The organism is Pseudomonas sp. B14-6, from assembly GCF_013260315.1.
Classification (GTDB): domain Bacteria; phylum Pseudomonadota; class Gammaproteobacteria; order Pseudomonadales; family Pseudomonadaceae; genus Aquipseudomonas; species Aquipseudomonas mandelii.
Genome location: NZ_CP053929.1, coordinates 5285670 through 5299069, shown reverse-complemented (window position 1 = coordinate 5299069; position 13400 = coordinate 5285670). Strand labels below are relative to the sequence as shown.

The window sequence follows — 13400 nt, the reverse complement described above, 5'->3', positions numbered from 1 at the left end:
GGCTCACGGCATGCTCAAACCGGCGTTGCTCATCCTCGTTTGCCTGATCATGCTCGGCGTGTCGATTCGCCTGCTGCTCAAAGGCTTGCGCCAGACTGGCACCGAGCGCGTGCTCAATCGCCTGGCCCAGGGGCAACCGCAGTTGGTGGTGGAAAAAATCTCTTGGGCAGGCCTGGAACGGACGTTCCTGCGCGCGGGCCTTGGGCGCCCGAACGAACAGCTGGGACGCTGGATGCTGCTGTGGGCGTTCGGTACGTTGATCGGCTTCGCCGCCGGTGGCTGGATCGGGCTCGTGGTGTGTTTGCTGGTACCGCCACTCGCGTTCCGGCTGTTCATAAGCTGGCGTTATCAGCGCCGGCTCAAGCGCATGATCGAACAACTGCCGACGTTGCTCGATCACACCGTGCGCAGCCTGAAGTCCGGTCGCACTCTGGCCGACGCGGTGCTGGGCGCTATCCATGCCGCCGACAACCCGCTCAAAGAGGCCATGGGCCGGGTACAACGCAACGTGCAGTTGGGCGTCAGCCTGCCGGATGCCGCGTCGGACTTCGCCGAGCTGTATGAGAAGGATGAACTGCGCCTGTTTGCCCTCGGCCTGAAGGTCAATCACCGCTACGGCGGCAATGCCAGCGAATTGTTGGAGAACCTGATCAAGATGATCCGTGAACGCGAACAGGCCGCCCGCCAGCTCAGCGCCATGACCGGTGAAACCCGCGTGACGGCCTGGGTGCTAGGCAGTTTGCCGCTGGGCCTGGCCACCTATTTCCTGGCCGCCAACCCCGCTTACCTGCTTGCAATGTGGCACGACAGCTCAGGGCAAATGATGCTCGCGAGCGCGTTTGGCTTGCAGGCGGTGGGCAGCCTGGCGCTTTGGCGCATGTTGCGCAGCGTATGAAAATACCGCTGCTGATCAGTGCCCTGCTGTTTATGGCGGCTGCGCTGTTGCTGCTCGTCAGCCTGCTGGACCAGCGCCGGCGTGCGCGTCAGGTGGCTCAACGGCTGGACGGCAAAGCTGTTGACCACGACCGCATGGGTCATTGGCTACAAGCGCTGGGCAACAGCCGCATCGGTCAGCGTTCGGTCAATCTGGACAACGAAACCCAAACCCTGCTCAACCGCTTGGGTTGGCGCAGCGCCCGCCGCCGCTCACAGTTCGCGGCGTTCCAGGTGGGAGTGCCGGTGCTGGCGCTGGCCTTGGCATTGCTGATTCAAAGCGTGTTCTACCCCAGCGTGCAAAACCACTGGATCGCCCCGCTCTTCGCCACGGCCATCGGTTACCTGCTGCCCAAACGCCTGCTCGCCGCCGCGTCTCAACGCCGGCAAAAACAGTTGGCCCTGGAGATATCGACCTTCATTCCGCTGCTGCGCATCCTGTTTGAATCGGGCATGGCCGTCGAGCAATCGCTGCGCGTGCTGAGCCAGGAAGGCAAGCAACTGATGCCCGCATTGACCCACGAACTGCGCCTGGTTCTGGCCCGTGTCGATTCCGGCCTGGAGTTGGGCGAAGAGCTGAGCAAGGCCAGCCGCTTGTTGGCGGTCGACGAATTCACGGACACCTGCGTGATCCTTCAACAGCTGATCCACCAGGGTGGTGGTGCGATGAAATCGCTACTGGCGCTCAAGCAACTGTTCGATGACCGGCGCCTCACGCGCTTGCAGGAATACATCTCCAAGATGTCCGCCAAAATGTCCGTCGTGATGATGCTGTTTCTCTTCCCGGCGTTATTGATCGTCCTGGCCGGCCCGGGCTTCACCGCCCTGGCCCGGGCCATTGGCTCATAGAGGGATCGCGATGAAAGCAATGATTGCCGGTTTGAGTTTGCTCCTGTTGAGCGGTTGCGCCACCGACGGCCAGGCGCCATGGAACGCCCTGACCCAAAGCGCCAGTTGCAGCAAGTTGGGCTCCGATGAACAGCTGAAATTGAACCTGGCCGATGACATGGCCAACGACGGCAAACTGCACGCGAGCCTCGCCAACCTGCAAAGCCTGCCCGACAACGTCGCCGACGTGCGCTTGCGCCGGGCCAAGGTAAACCGGCTGCTGGGTCGCAGCGAAGCCGAGCCACTTTACCGCAGCCTGCTCGGCACCTGCCTCGCCGCCGCTGCCGAACACGGCCTCGGCCAGCTCGCGGCAGCCAGGGGCGACAACGGCCAGGCCCAGGCCCACCTGCAACGCGCCGCCCGACTGGCGCCAACCGATGAAAAAATCCGCAACGACCTCGGCGTGGTCTACCTCAACCAACGGCGCGTCGACGATGCACGCTTCGAATTCCTGACGGCCATGGAGCTCAAGCAAAGCGATCGACTGGCGGCGTTGAACATGGTGACGCTGCTGATTTACCAGGACGACTGGAGCCGCGCCGCCGAACTCGTCAGCCGCATCGGCCTGAGCCCCGCCCAAGTTACCGAAGCCCAGGAACGCGCACAAAAACTCAAGGCCCCGACCAAGGTGACTCCGACACCCGCAAACCAGGTCGCCGCCGTCGCGACGTCGGGCCTTCAATAGGAGCAGACAGATGAAACCGATCCTCCTTTACCTCGCCCTGCTGGCCCTGCCACTCACCGCCAACGCCCTCGACGGCCCCGCCTCACCACAACAACAGGAAACCGAAGGCTGGTTGAAATTGCAGATCAGCCACCAGGCTGCCTCACACACCCCACAGACCTCAACCGCGACCGAACGAGAGCTGAGCATGCAGCGCTGGCTGAAGAGCTATCAGCATGAGATTCCGATGTTTTTCGATCAGGAGGAAGGGGGGACAGTGAACGGTGGGGCGGGGGGGTAGCGTCAGGCTTTCTTGCATCGGATTCATCGCCTTCGTGAGCGGTGCAGCGATCCGACGCGCCCGCGAAGAACGATGACGCGGTCTAACCGGTACTACACCGCTTGCGGCACATCCACATTATCCAGCGCTCGATTCACCGCCAACTCAGCCAGCATGATGACCTGCTGGATCGCCAACGCCAAGGACTCGCAAGCGTGGGCCAACAGGCTTTCGTTATCGATATCGGGGGCGACGATGAACATAGTGCTGACCTTGCGGATGACGGGGGCCTTGAGGTCAGACGGATTGAGGTAGTGATCCAGCGCGCGGTCGGCGGCTTCGTTGAGCTTTTTGGGATTGAGCGGATCGTAGGGGGAAACGATAAAGACCAGGGTCAAAGCGCACAAGTCGGCGGATTCTGGCGTAGTAGTAGGCAAAGGAGCAAGAAACTGTAGCTTTCAGGAAGTAACGCTAAACACTATTAAACACAGCCCTCAAATCCACACACATTCCCCCTGTGGGAGCGAGCCTGCTCGCGATTGCGGTCCGGCATCTGGCATTCACGTCGTCTGACACTCCGCCATCGCTGGCAGGCCAGCTCCCACAGGGTTTGGTGTACATCTGCAAAAAAATGGTCGGCTGTCAGGCCGCCATCGCGAGCAGGCTCACTCCTACAGTGGAATGTGTGTACCTGCAAGAGATTGGCCGGCTGTCAGGCCGCCTTCGCGGGCAAGCCTCGCTCCTACAAGAATTCAGCGTACAGCTTTTGATTCTCACCACTCATCAGGCCGAGCGTTAGCTCGCCTGCAGCTCTTGATCTTGATCCACCCGCCCCTTTCGGGAGGCTGAGTGGAGGTGTTCATCCGGGGAGTGGCGCGCAGCGCCGTTCGACGCAGTCGAACACGCTGCATGTAGGTCGTCGCGAAGCAGACCGGAGGGCAGTGTCCCCGGATGGATACCGGAGCGAAGGTACGCCGAGCCTTAGCGAGGGCCCGGACGCTTGGGGCGAGCGTTTTTTTGCTTACTTTTTTTAGGCGCTTGTAAAAAAAGTGAGTCGCCGTAAGGGCGAAACCGCCAGCCGCCGTTACCGCAAAAATGGATATGCACACAACCACCAAGAACATGGTCGGCCCAAAGGCCGCCAAAAGCGACCCACCACACTCAGTGAGCCGTAACCCGCTGGCGCATCCCGGAGTTACCGGGCGACAACGCCAACGCCAATTGCGTCCGATTATGCATATGCGTCAACCGCAACACCTGCGACACATACAACTTCACCGTGTTCTCGGTAATCCCCAACTCACAGGCAATCTGATAATTGGTCTGCCCCTTCCCCACCAACCGCGCCACATCCAGCTGCCGGGGCGACAACTGATTGAAAATCGCCGGGATCTCCACCCGATCCACATCACTGACATCAGCCCCGGAAGAATCCGCCCCCTGCGGACCACGCCGCACCTTATCCAGATCCTGATACAAATCATCGATCGACTCAGTCAGGTACTGCAGCTTCTGATTCAAATGCCCCAACTGCAGGTTCTTCTGCCGATCTTGCAACGCCACCTCTTGTCGCTGAACCCCTTCGAGCAACTCATCGAGATCAATCGGCTTCTGGTAATAATCGGCAATCCCTGCCCGCAAGGCCTTGATCACATCCTGCTTGTCCGCACGCCCAGTCAGCATGATCGCCTCGAAGGCCCGGTGCTTGCCGGACATCCGCTGCAACTCCTTCACCAGCTCAATCCCGTCCATGTCAGGCATATGCAAATCACACAGCACCAGGCCGATTTGCAGGTCTTCGCCGTAACGGGAAATGGCTTGCTTGCTCGATTCACAGGGAACGCAGCGATAGCCGCTCGCCTCCAGAAACTCGCAAAGTTCTTCAACAATCAACGCCTGATCATCAACCACGAGGACTTTTACTGCCGAGGTGAATTTGTTCACGCGCCACTCCATGCTCGGTCTACAGTTGACCGTTTCTGTACGAAAGCCACTGGCCGTACGACTATCAATCTGAAAAGTAGACGCACTTTCCGACTATGTACATAGAGGGGATGGAACAACATGACTAGCGAATCCAAAGCAGTGCCAATGAAAAACCCATCAGCACGAACGGCGCAAATGGCTGCTTTTTTGACAGCCCAGGGCCTAAATATCGAAGACGCTCCCTAACCCGTTGACTCATATGAGGCCATACTTTTGGCGCGAGCAGCAGCCAGCACACGCTGGCCAGCGCGGCCCCGACAAAGCTGCCCAGCAGATGCATTCCGTCCGTCGCCAAACCCAAGGCTGTCATTAATTTCACATCCCCGGCGCCCAATCGCCTCAGCGCGTAACCGGGCAACGTGAAGGCCAGTGCCAGAAAAGCAGCCCAGCCGCCCTGCGCCCCTTCTGCCCCCAGCCAAGTGGTGTCGGTCCATAGCAGAAACGCCAACGCCAACACCCCCGCGCCAAGGGTCAACGAGTTGGCAATGTGCTTTTCGCGGGCATCCTGCGCTGCGCAAAGCGTCAGCCAGATCAGTAGGACAAAAGTTTGCATTGCGTAAAAAAAGTCCCTTTTGGCTGAATGATTCTATGCTGATATTACGCAGTGACAGTCAGGGTAGACGCAGTCATGAATTCGAGCCTCCCCCGCCAGCAAAAAGGCGCCGTAGCGATTGAGTTCGCCTTGGTGTTCGTGATTTTTTTCGCTGTGTTTTACGCCATTGTCAGTTACAGCCTGCCGCTGTTGCTGATGCAGTCGTTCAACCAGTCGACCGCCGAAGCGGTGCGTCGCAGCGTGGCGGTGGACCCGGGTACGCCCGGTTACGCCGCCAACGTCCAAGCCACAGCCTCAGCCGAACTGACCCGGCAACTGGCGTGGATTCCCGCCGCACTGAACTTCAATGTCGCCACCGATTCGACCATCACCTTCGTCGGCGGCATGCTCAAGGTCAACATCGATTACCCCACCACCAAACTCAACCAGGTGCTGCCGTTTCTGGTGCTGCCGGGCATCGGCGCGGTGCCTAACCTGCCGACGACCCTCTCGGCCAGTTCGAGCCTGCAATTTTGAATTCCGGGGAAAAACTCTTCGGGCGTCTGCTCAACCGCCAATCGCCACCACCTCAGGTTGCGCCGGACACCCTGAGCGTGCCGAGTGTCGGCTTGCAGGTGCACCTGGATGGCGAAGGCCGGGTGCTACACCTGACCGGCCCATTGCGCCATACGCTCGCCCCGCAACCGCTCTGCACACAGGCACCACCGCTGCTCGATTACCTGATGCCCCACAGCAGCCTGGTCATCGAAGGTATCCCCGCCGACTGGCAAGGCCAAATCCTCGACCTGGACTTTCACAGCGTAAGCGGGCCCCCACTGCACCTGCGCGGCTGGGTCCTTCCACTGGTGGACAACTGGCTGTTGCAGTTGCTGGACATCAGCGATGTGTTGGTTGAACGTCGACAATCGTGCCGCCGCGAACAGAACCAGCTTCTCGCGGCCAGGATCAGCGAACAGTTGCGCCTGTGCAGCCTCACCCGTCTGCCCGATGTGTTGCAGGAGCAGCTTCAGGTATTGGCTCAGCGCTTTCACATTCCGTGCATTGCGGTGGCGCTGCTTGATGAGCAGGAACAGGGCTGGCAAATCCATCAGTATTACGCGGCCTTCGATGCACCGATGCTGTGGCAGAACGGACAGCGCCTGGGTTCCGGGCTCGACAGCCTGAACGGTTCTTTCCCGCAACACCTGGCGCGTGGCGAGCACCCGCGTTTGCAAGAAATCTTCGGGCATGCCGAAGGACTAGCGGTGCCCTATTACGATGCTCACGGCGTGGCCACCTGGTTACTCTGCGGTTTTTACACCGCGCAGCAGCGGGCGCCCGAATTGAACGATGGCGACTGGTTGCAGCTCACCGCCGCCCTCGCCAGCCCCCTGCTGGAACGCTTGCGCGAGCATCGGCATCATTTGCAACTGGAGCGCCTGGCATCGCTGCAAGCGCTACTCGGCACCGGTTGGTGGGAAGTGTTCAGCGACAGTGCCGAAATGCAACTGGCCCCTTCGCTGGCCAGCTCGCTGAACCTGGCGTGCCCCCGCCTGACGCTCGGCGAATGGCTCGATCACGTGCACCCTGCCGACCGCGAAGAACTGCGCAGCCGACTGCACGCCCTGGAGGACGCCGGCACCCCGTTGCTGCTCTGCGTGCGCTGGCACTGTGAGCAAGCGCCCGTCTGGTATCGGCTGCAAGGCCAGGCCATTGGCATGGGTAAAAACCGCCGGCTGGTGGGTTTCATGCTCGACATCAGCGACATCAAAAACCAGGAACAGAACGCCGCCACCGCCCATGCCAGACTGGACAACCTGATCGCCAGCTCGCCGGCCGTTATTTACGTGCAGCGCTATGTTGAAGGCGCGCTCTTGCCGACGTTTTTCAGCGCCAGCCTGCTGCCGTTGCTCGGCCTGACACTCGCCGATTGCACCGCAGGAGCCTTGATAGAAAGGGTGCATCCAGAAGACCGCGAGCACTATTTCGAGCGCACCCGACGGCTGCTGCGTGAAGGCACGGTGCGCGCCCGTTACCGGTTGCGCGACAGCCGCGGCGAGTACCACTGGCTGCTTGACGAAGCCAAGGTGTTGCGCGACGACCTCGGCCTGCCGGTGGAAGCTGTCGGCTTGTGGCTGGACGTCACCGAAGCGACCCTCGCCACCGAACAGGTGAAACAGAGTGAAGAGCGCTATCGAATCCTGGTGGAGGACTCCCCGGCGATGATCTGCCGCTATCGCCCGGACCTGACCCTGACCTTCGGCAACCGGCCGTTGGCGACGTATCTGGAATGTCAGCCCGATCAACTGCCCGGCGTGAACCTGGGCCACTGGATGTCGGACGATCAGCGCCAGGCATTCGTGCTGCGACTCAGCCAACTGACGCCTCGAGCCCCGGTCAGTACCGCTGAAATCTATCTGCAACTGCCGGGGCGGGAACACGCCTGGTGGGTCTGGTCGGACCGCGGCGTGTTCGACGCCGAGGGTCGCTTGCTGGAAGTGCAGGCAGTCGGCCGCGACAACACCGAAGTCCGCCGCTCGCAGCAGCAACTCACCCAGAGCGCGAAAATGGCCACCCTCGGCGAAATGGCCACGGGACTCGCTCACGAAATCAATCAGCCGCTGAACGTGATGCGCATGGCCATCGTCAATGTGCTCAAGCGCTTGAACAATGGCGACGTGCAGATCGATTACTTGAAAGACAAGCTCAACCGCATCGATTCACAGGTCCAGCGCGCCGCACGGGTGGTTGATCATATGCGCGTGTTTGGCCGTCGCTCGGACATCGAGCAGCAACCGTTCAACCCGGCCGACGCGATCGAAGGCACGCTGTCGCTGCTCGCCGAAGGCATGCGCGGCAAAGGGGTTGAATTGCGCATCGGCGAGATTGGTTTTGCCGTGCAGGTCCGCGGCTTTATCGACCAGTTGGAGCAAGTGCTGATCAACCTGATGGTCAACGCCCGGGATGCGCTGCTGAGCAAACGCGAAGCCGACCGTGAGTTCAATCCGTGGATTGCGCTATACGCCGAACGGGATGAGCGATGCGTGCGGATATGGGTCGAGGACAACGGTGGCGGGATAGATCCGAGGTTGATGGAGAAGGTTTTCGAGCCGTTTTTCACCACTAAACCGGTGGGCATCGGCACCGGGCTGGGGTTGTCGGTGAGTTACGGCATCATCGAGAACATGGAGGGGCGGCTGAGTGTGCGTAACTCGGAGCAGGGTGCGCTGTTTTGCATTGAGTTGCCGGTGGTCCCCGTGGATCAGATCACCAGCGCCGGCCGCCCGGAGTAACAACTGAGGTTGGCACCGACCTGGATTTTCCCGACCTCGATTCCCAGGGTTTTCACAAGCGTGTCGAGCAGGTTATCCAGCAGCGGACCGAGGATTGATTCAAGTGTCGTCTTCAGCAACAACATCACGCCATTGAGCAGTGTTTTCAATAATTCGAAGGTCGCGGCCAACAGGAAGTTGGGCGTGAATGACGGCGCGTGGACGATCAGGTTCACGTCATTGACGGTTTGCGACAATCCGGAAACCGCGTTGGTAGCAGTCAAGGTGTATGGCGGATCCGACGGGGGCAAACCCACTTTCGGCGGGTTGATGAACGTCGAGGTGGCATTGGCCGGCAGCACGGGACTGTAAATTTGCAGCTCAGCGCCACCGCCGGAAAAGGGTACACCCGCCTTGCGGATATCGAGCAGGGTGACCGGCGTGACCGTCAGGGGCACGGACGATGAATCCCAGTCCGCATTGACCCTTCCAACGCGCAATTCAGCCACGGTGGTCGTGGTATTCACGGTCAGGCTTTTATTGATTTCGCTGGGGCAGGTGTAATCGGTGACGTAACTGTTGCCGCCACCGGCTTCCAGGCTGACGTCCAGGTTGGGGCTGGGCAACACGTACAAGTCGAGCCCGAGCAACCCGGTGACCACGGACAAAGTCCCCGTCACCGCGCCAAGCAGACCGGTGACCAATGACAAATCCAATGTCACCAGCACCCGGACTTGAGCGGTGCGCACATAGATTCGATTGGCGCCCAAGGGCGCCATTTTTGCCAGTGCGGGATTGCCCACCGCCGACCACTGCGGGGGTTCGATGACTTTGATCTTTGCGCTGGCCCCGACGCCAAGCCCCAGCAGATTCACCGGAATGGTGCCTGCCACGGCGCTCTTGCTGTTGCCGAGTTCGATAAAGGCCTGCACCAGTTGAAGCGCGTTCACGTTGGCGTTCAGGCCGGCAGACGTGGTGCCTGTCTGCATTTTCAACAGGTCCCCCAAATGCACTTTGAGCGGGCTGACGACCGCGATGGCCAAGCTGTCGAAACCGGCCTGCACGTCCGCCGTCGCCCCATTGAGTCGCGCCACCGTGGCAGCGGTCTGAAGTAACTGGCCCACGGTGGCATGAGCACCGAGCAGCCCCGTGTAATCGCCTGCCGTGACCTGCAGGTCAATGGCCAACTGGTCCATGTATTTAAGCAAGTTGATGTCGGCGCCCAACAGCCCGTTCCAACTCGCGACAGGCAGGTTGATGGACGCTCCCGCGAGCGCGGAAAGGAAGCCGTTCAACAAATTGACGTCGACCAGGGTGCTGCGAATGGTCAGTTGGGCGACCGGCGGCCCCGGCAGCCCGGCCACCGCAGTGGCGCTGAGGGTGATGGTCGAGTTGGCGGGTGCGCCCCCGAACATTGCGCCGATTCCACCGACGAGACTTTGCGGCACCCCATGGCTGGCGATCACGCGGATGGCTTCGCTTTTGCTCGGGTCAACGCCGAAAACCCGAAGGTTGTTGGCGCCGACGGTCAGCGCACCACAGGCAACGGCCAGTGTGCGATCCGCGCCGGGCACGGTGAAATTATTGCGTTGGGCGCTGGCAGTGGCGTAGATGAGCGCGGTTGTACCGACGCCGCAGTCGCCGCCACGGGTGGCGGCTTCGAGCGCGGCCATGTCAGCGACGCGCTGCAGGTTGCGCTTTTCCAGGTAGAGCCGGCCGCTGTCGATCACCACCAGCAGGAACACCAGCGCCAATGCGAATGTCAGCGCCGCCATCAAGCCTATCGCCCCCCGTTGCCGGGACGGGCCGCAAAATTGCAAGCGTGGAGACATCATGCACTCCTTTGCCGGTGAACCGTCGGGGGGTTACCTCCATGGAAAAACAGTGTAGACAACGCTGGGCAAGGCTGCTGGCAACAAGCCACCCCACAACCGTTTGTGGGAGCGGGCTTGTGTTTCAGGCTGGGTGGATGGTCAGTGCGGTGGATAGTTGGCGAGGATTCGTGCGACGGTTTCGCGTATCGCATTGCTGCGATCAGCGGGGTTCGTCGTGCGGCTGAGCAATTGCTCATCGCTGCCACGCCACACTAGTTTGCCGTCCTTGCCATCGAGCAAATCGATCTGGATGGTCGCCACCTTGTAACTGACGCTGCGGGTTTCGTTGTACATCGGCGCACCCCAGTAGCCATTCCATGGATTACCCCAACCGCCGCCATAGTTGGTGGTCACCTGTTGCTGGCGTTCTTCGACGATCAGGTAAGTCTGGACGTCCAAATTACCCTTGCTGCCAGCGGCGGCCGGGCGCAGGCCACGCTGATCCAGTTGATCGGCCACCGATTGACGAATGCGCTGTTCGGTCAGGTCGCTCTTGATCCGTGGGTCGTCGGGGCGATATTGCAGTGCAGGTTCTTTCCAGCTCCAGGTGCGATAGGCGGCGAAGTCGCGGCTGGCATCGAAGTCATTATTGACCTGGTTGGCGGCGCAGGCACTGAGCAGCGCGGCCACAGCCAGTAAAGCGAAACGACGGATCATGATGGTTCTCCGGTTGAAGACATGAACCTGTGAACGCCCTCTCAACGTGAGAAGTTAACTGGGAGGATACGCCGACATGGCCTTTTCCACAGCCTCACGTATCGCATCGCCACGCTCACTCTGACTGCCCCGACTGCCGGTTTCGGCGCTGGCACTCCACACTGGCTGGCCTGTGCCCGCATCGAACAGATCCACTCGCACCACCACGACCTGTTCTTGATACGTGCGCACGATCGGCACCGTGTTGTACATGCCATAACCGGTGCCGTAGCGGTTGTAGCCGCCATAACCACCGCCGTAATAACCGTAGTCGTCCCGAACCTGGCGCAACCGGGTTTCCAGGTGCAGATCGGCGCTGACAAACAGGTCGGCCGGGCGGGTGTTGTCGTGCAGCGGACGCAGGCCGCGCTGATCGAGGGCGTTGCTGACCGCTTCGGCGACCTGGGCCGAGTCTGCCCAGGCGCTGCCCGGTGGCAGCTGCCCGTTGAGCCAGGCCCAGCTGCGGTAACGCCCATAGTCACGCGGCGGTGCCGGGTAGGCGCTGCGGTCGAAGGTGTTGGCCGCCTGAGGCGGTGCCGGCGGCAAGGGCTTGGAGGTCGCCACATAGGGATTGCTGCCCTGGCAGGCCGCCAACCCGAGACAGATCACCAGTAACCCTGAACGACTTTTCATGTTGCGCTCCGATCAGACCGGCCGACAGATCCAGTGCAAATAGCGCCCAAGCCCGGCAAAGCTCGGGTGACGGCGGTGGGCCAGCTCCATTTCGAGCAAGTCCACGAGTTCGGCGCGGGCCTGGAATTCCACTGGCATGTAGTCGTGGAAAACCCGCACCCCACTCTGGGTTTCGACCTGCCACAGGCCCTCAAGTTGCGCCGCCAGTTCGCGCGGATCGAGAGGTTGCTGCGGGGTCAGGCTCTGCTTCTCGCCGGCCATGTCGTTCTTGCGCATCTTGCGGAAATGGCCTTTGAGCAGGTTGCGGTAGATCAGCGCGTCGCGGTTGTAGAAGGCCAGGGAGAGCCAGCCGTCCTGTTTGGTCAGTTGATGCAGCACCGGCAGGATGGCATGGGGTTCGGCAAGCCATTCCAGCACGGCATGGCACAGCACCAGGTCATAGGGCTCGGTGAGCTGGCCGAGCAATTCCTGCCACGGTGCCTGAATGAACGTGGCGCTCTGCCCGGCGTCGGCGAACCGCTGGCGGGCGCCTTCGAGCATCGGTTCGGCGGGTTCGGCAAGCGTGACGTCATGGCCACGCTGGGCCAGCCACAACGACATGTGGCCCAGGCCCGCGCCGATATCCAACACGCGCAGCGGCCGGTCCGGCAGGGTTTCGGCCAGGTCGGCCTGAAGCACCGCCAGGCGGATCGCACCTTTCGCCCCGCCGTAGATTTTTTCGGCAAACCGGGTCGCCAGTTGATCGAAATGACGATCGCTCATCAGCTGAACCTCTTTTCGCTGTCAGCGAGTTTGTTGCGTACCACTTCATTCATGTCCAGCCCCAACTCGCTGCACAGCAGCAATAGATAGAGGACGATGTCACCCACTTCCTGCCCGGCGTGGGCCAGTTTGTCCACCGGCAACTGGCGCGACTGGTCTTCGGTCAGCCACTGGAAAATCTCCACCAGCTCGGACATTTCCACGCTCGCGGCCATGGCCAGGTTTTTCGGGCTGTGAAATTGCCGCCAGTCGTTGCGGTCACGGATGGCGTGCAGGCGTTCGGTCAGTTCAACAAGGTTCATCGGGCTCTCCTGAAGGCGTATAGCTTCGGGGGGATGACCGGGGATGGCAAGTGGGCAGTTGAATGTGAGAGCGCGGACTTAATCCAGCCCGGATGTTGACTGACAAAACGCCATCGCGAGCAAGCTCGCTCCCACAGGGTCGATGCAACGCTCTATGCTTGTGGAGAACTCGGCACCGTAATCCATGGCCCAAGTCCGGCAAGCACGCCACCACTTACATCAGGACGTTCACGACATGCAGGTAGAAAGTTTCTTCGAATGGCTCGGCCAGGCACTCGGTTCGGTCATCCGGTTTATCGTTGATGGCCTCAGCGGCTTGTTCAACCTGCTGAGCCATGCCGGCAGCAATTTTGTCGAAGGCTTGTCCCGGGCACTGGGCATGGACACATCGATCATCAGCATCATTGCGCTGATCCTGGGGCTGATGCTGTTGTGGTCGGCGATCCGGGCGTTCATGAATGCGTCGATCATCATGGGGATTATCTGGTTGGTGTTGGGCCTTTGGCTGCTGAGCTGGATCATCCACTGACACCGCCGCTCCCACATTAGTACGACACCTCCCGCTACAATGCCCGCTC

15 protein-coding genes are annotated in these 13400 nt (G+C 60.9%); 7 read left to right on the top strand and 8 right to left on the bottom strand.

The genetic code is table 11. The annotated features are described in order from the left end of the window. The first annotated feature begins 10 nt into the window (after nucleotides 1-10). From HP062_RS24085 to HP062_RS24070, 4 genes are read left to right on the top strand one after another with little or no spacing between them, the layout of a single operon-like run. Nucleotides 11-895, top strand: a complete 885-nt coding sequence (locus HP062_RS24085) for a type II secretion system F family protein (RefSeq protein ID WP_172792130.1) — start codon at nucleotides 11-13, stop codon at nucleotides 893-895. Then, entirely contained in the window at nucleotides 892-1782 is an 891-nt protein-coding gene (locus HP062_RS24080; protein ID WP_083375128.1) for a type II secretion system F family protein, read from the top strand. Before HP062_RS24085 ends, HP062_RS24080 begins: the two co-directional genes overlap by 4 nt. A 10-nt stretch (nucleotides 1783-1792) precedes the next feature. Further along, nucleotides 1793-2506 (top strand): tetratricopeptide repeat protein, encoded by a 714-nt coding sequence (locus HP062_RS24075; RefSeq protein WP_172792129.1) that lies wholly within the window; start codon nucleotides 1793-1795, stop codon nucleotides 2504-2506. A 10-nt stretch (nucleotides 2507-2516) separates the two neighbouring features. Next, nucleotides 2517-2786 (top strand): DUF3613 domain-containing protein, encoded by a 270-nt coding sequence (locus HP062_RS24070; RefSeq protein ID WP_010463836.1) that lies wholly within the window; start codon nucleotides 2517-2519, stop codon nucleotides 2784-2786. 92 nt (nucleotides 2787-2878) lie between these two features. On the opposite strand, the gene HP062_RS24065 is transcribed toward HP062_RS24070, so the two are convergent. The 3 genes from HP062_RS24065 to HP062_RS24055 all read right to left on the bottom strand — a co-directional run bounded on the left by HP062_RS24065 (nucleotide 2879) and on the right by HP062_RS24055 (nucleotide 5304). Continuing rightward, nucleotides 2879-3172 carry a hypothetical protein gene (locus HP062_RS24065; RefSeq protein WP_172792128.1) on the bottom strand — a complete coding sequence of 98 codons (294 nt, stop codon included), beginning with the start codon at nucleotides 3170-3172 and terminating at the stop codon, nucleotides 2879-2881. Nucleotides 3173-3926: 754 nt separating this feature from the next. Continuing rightward, nucleotides 3927-4709, bottom strand: a complete 783-nt coding sequence (locus HP062_RS24060) for a response regulator transcription factor (RefSeq protein ID WP_102595315.1) — start codon at nucleotides 4707-4709, stop codon at nucleotides 3927-3929. A 124-nt stretch (nucleotides 4710-4833) separates the two neighbouring features. Beyond that, on the bottom strand, nucleotides 4834-5304 hold the full coding sequence (locus HP062_RS24055) for a prepilin peptidase (RefSeq protein ID WP_077748982.1): 471 nt from the start codon (nucleotides 5302-5304) through the stop codon (nucleotides 4834-4836). A gap of 75 nt (nucleotides 5305-5379) precedes the next feature. Between HP062_RS24055 and HP062_RS24050 the strand changes: the two genes are divergently transcribed. Both HP062_RS24050 and HP062_RS24045 read left to right on the top strand, forming a co-directional pair. Continuing rightward, on the top strand, nucleotides 5380-5820 hold the full coding sequence (locus HP062_RS24050; protein WP_010463843.1) for a TadE/TadG family type IV pilus assembly protein: 441 nt from the start codon (nucleotides 5380-5382) through the stop codon (nucleotides 5818-5820). Further along, the gene (locus tag HP062_RS24045) at nucleotides 5817-8576 is read left to right on the top strand and encodes an ATP-binding protein (RefSeq protein WP_172792127.1); all 2760 of its coding nucleotides are present in this window, start codon (nucleotides 5817-5819) and stop codon (nucleotides 8574-8576) included. The genes HP062_RS24050 and HP062_RS24045 overlap by 4 nt, the downstream gene beginning before the upstream one ends. Here the strand turns inward: HP062_RS24045 and HP062_RS24040 are convergent. From HP062_RS24040 to HP062_RS24020, 5 genes are all read right to left on the bottom strand, one after another. Next, nucleotides 8546-10387, bottom strand: coding sequence for a pilus assembly protein TadG-related protein (locus HP062_RS24040; RefSeq protein WP_172792126.1), 1842 nt, complete (start codon nucleotides 10385-10387; stop codon nucleotides 8546-8548). The two genes, HP062_RS24045 and HP062_RS24040, sit on opposite strands and share 31 nt — an antisense overlap. A 141-nt stretch (nucleotides 10388-10528) precedes the next feature. After that, on the bottom strand, nucleotides 10529-11086 hold the full coding sequence (locus tag HP062_RS24035; RefSeq protein WP_010463848.1) for a DUF4136 domain-containing protein: 558 nt from the start codon (nucleotides 11084-11086) through the stop codon (nucleotides 10529-10531). A gap of 54 nt (nucleotides 11087-11140) precedes the next feature. Beyond that, nucleotides 11141-11758 carry a DUF4136 domain-containing protein gene (locus HP062_RS24030; RefSeq protein ID WP_010463851.1) on the bottom strand — a complete coding sequence of 206 codons (618 nt, stop codon included), beginning with the start codon at nucleotides 11756-11758 and terminating at the stop codon, nucleotides 11141-11143. Between the two features lie 12 nt (nucleotides 11759-11770). Further along, nucleotides 11771-12520: a methyltransferase domain-containing protein gene (locus HP062_RS24025; protein WP_172792125.1), complete on the bottom strand. Its 750-nt coding sequence runs from the start codon at nucleotides 12518-12520 to the stop codon at nucleotides 11771-11773. Beyond that, complete coding sequence (locus HP062_RS24020; RefSeq protein ID WP_172792124.1) at nucleotides 12520-12822, bottom strand: MazG-like family protein; 303 nt, start codon at nucleotides 12820-12822, stop codon at nucleotides 12520-12522. Before HP062_RS24020 ends, HP062_RS24025 begins: the two co-directional genes overlap by 1 nt. Nucleotides 12823-13057: 235 nt before the next feature. Between HP062_RS24020 and HP062_RS24015 the strand changes: the two genes are divergently transcribed. Then, nucleotides 13058-13351, top strand: a complete 294-nt coding sequence (locus HP062_RS24015; protein ID WP_010463857.1) for a hypothetical protein — start codon at nucleotides 13058-13060, stop codon at nucleotides 13349-13351. The last annotated feature ends 49 nt before the right edge of the window (nucleotides 13352-13400 follow it).

What these genes read in the sequence shown, in the direction of transcription:
- HP062_RS24070 (WP_010463836.1), top strand. Translation starts at nt 2,517, where the DNA reads ATGAAACCGATCCTCCTTTACCTCGCCCTGCTGGCCCTGCCACTCACC.
- HP062_RS24075 (WP_172792129.1), top strand. Translation starts at nt 1,793, where the DNA reads ATGAAAGCAATGATTGCCGGTTTGAGTTTGCTCCTGTTGAGCGGTTGC.
- HP062_RS24015 (WP_010463857.1), top strand. Translation starts at nt 13,058, where the DNA reads ATGCAGGTAGAAAGTTTCTTCGAATGGCTCGGCCAGGCACTCGGTTCG.
- HP062_RS24085 (WP_172792130.1), top strand. Translation starts at nt 11, where the DNA reads ATGCTCAAACCGGCGTTGCTCATCCTCGTTTGCCTGATCATGCTCGGC.
- HP062_RS24055 (WP_077748982.1), bottom strand. Translation starts at nt 5,304, where the DNA reads ATGCAAACTTTTGTCCTACTGATCTGGCTGACGCTTTGCGCAGCGCAG.
- HP062_RS24040 (WP_172792126.1), bottom strand. Translation starts at nt 10,387, where the DNA reads ATGTCTCCACGCTTGCAATTTTGCGGCCCGTCCCGGCAACGGGGGGCG.
- HP062_RS24035 (WP_010463848.1), bottom strand. Translation starts at nt 11,086, where the DNA reads ATGATCCGTCGTTTCGCTTTACTGGCTGTGGCCGCGCTGCTCAGTGCC.
- HP062_RS24080 (WP_083375128.1), top strand. Translation starts at nt 892, where the DNA reads ATGAAAATACCGCTGCTGATCAGTGCCCTGCTGTTTATGGCGGCTGCG.
- HP062_RS24050 (WP_010463843.1), top strand. Translation starts at nt 5,380, where the DNA reads ATGAATTCGAGCCTCCCCCGCCAGCAAAAAGGCGCCGTAGCGATTGAG.
- HP062_RS24030 (WP_010463851.1), bottom strand. Translation starts at nt 11,758, where the DNA reads ATGAAAAGTCGTTCAGGGTTACTGGTGATCTGTCTCGGGTTGGCGGCC.
- HP062_RS24025 (WP_172792125.1), bottom strand. Translation starts at nt 12,520, where the DNA reads ATGAGCGATCGTCATTTCGATCAACTGGCGACCCGGTTTGCCGAAAAA.
- HP062_RS24020 (WP_172792124.1), bottom strand. Translation starts at nt 12,822, where the DNA reads ATGAACCTTGTTGAACTGACCGAACGCCTGCACGCCATCCGTGACCGC.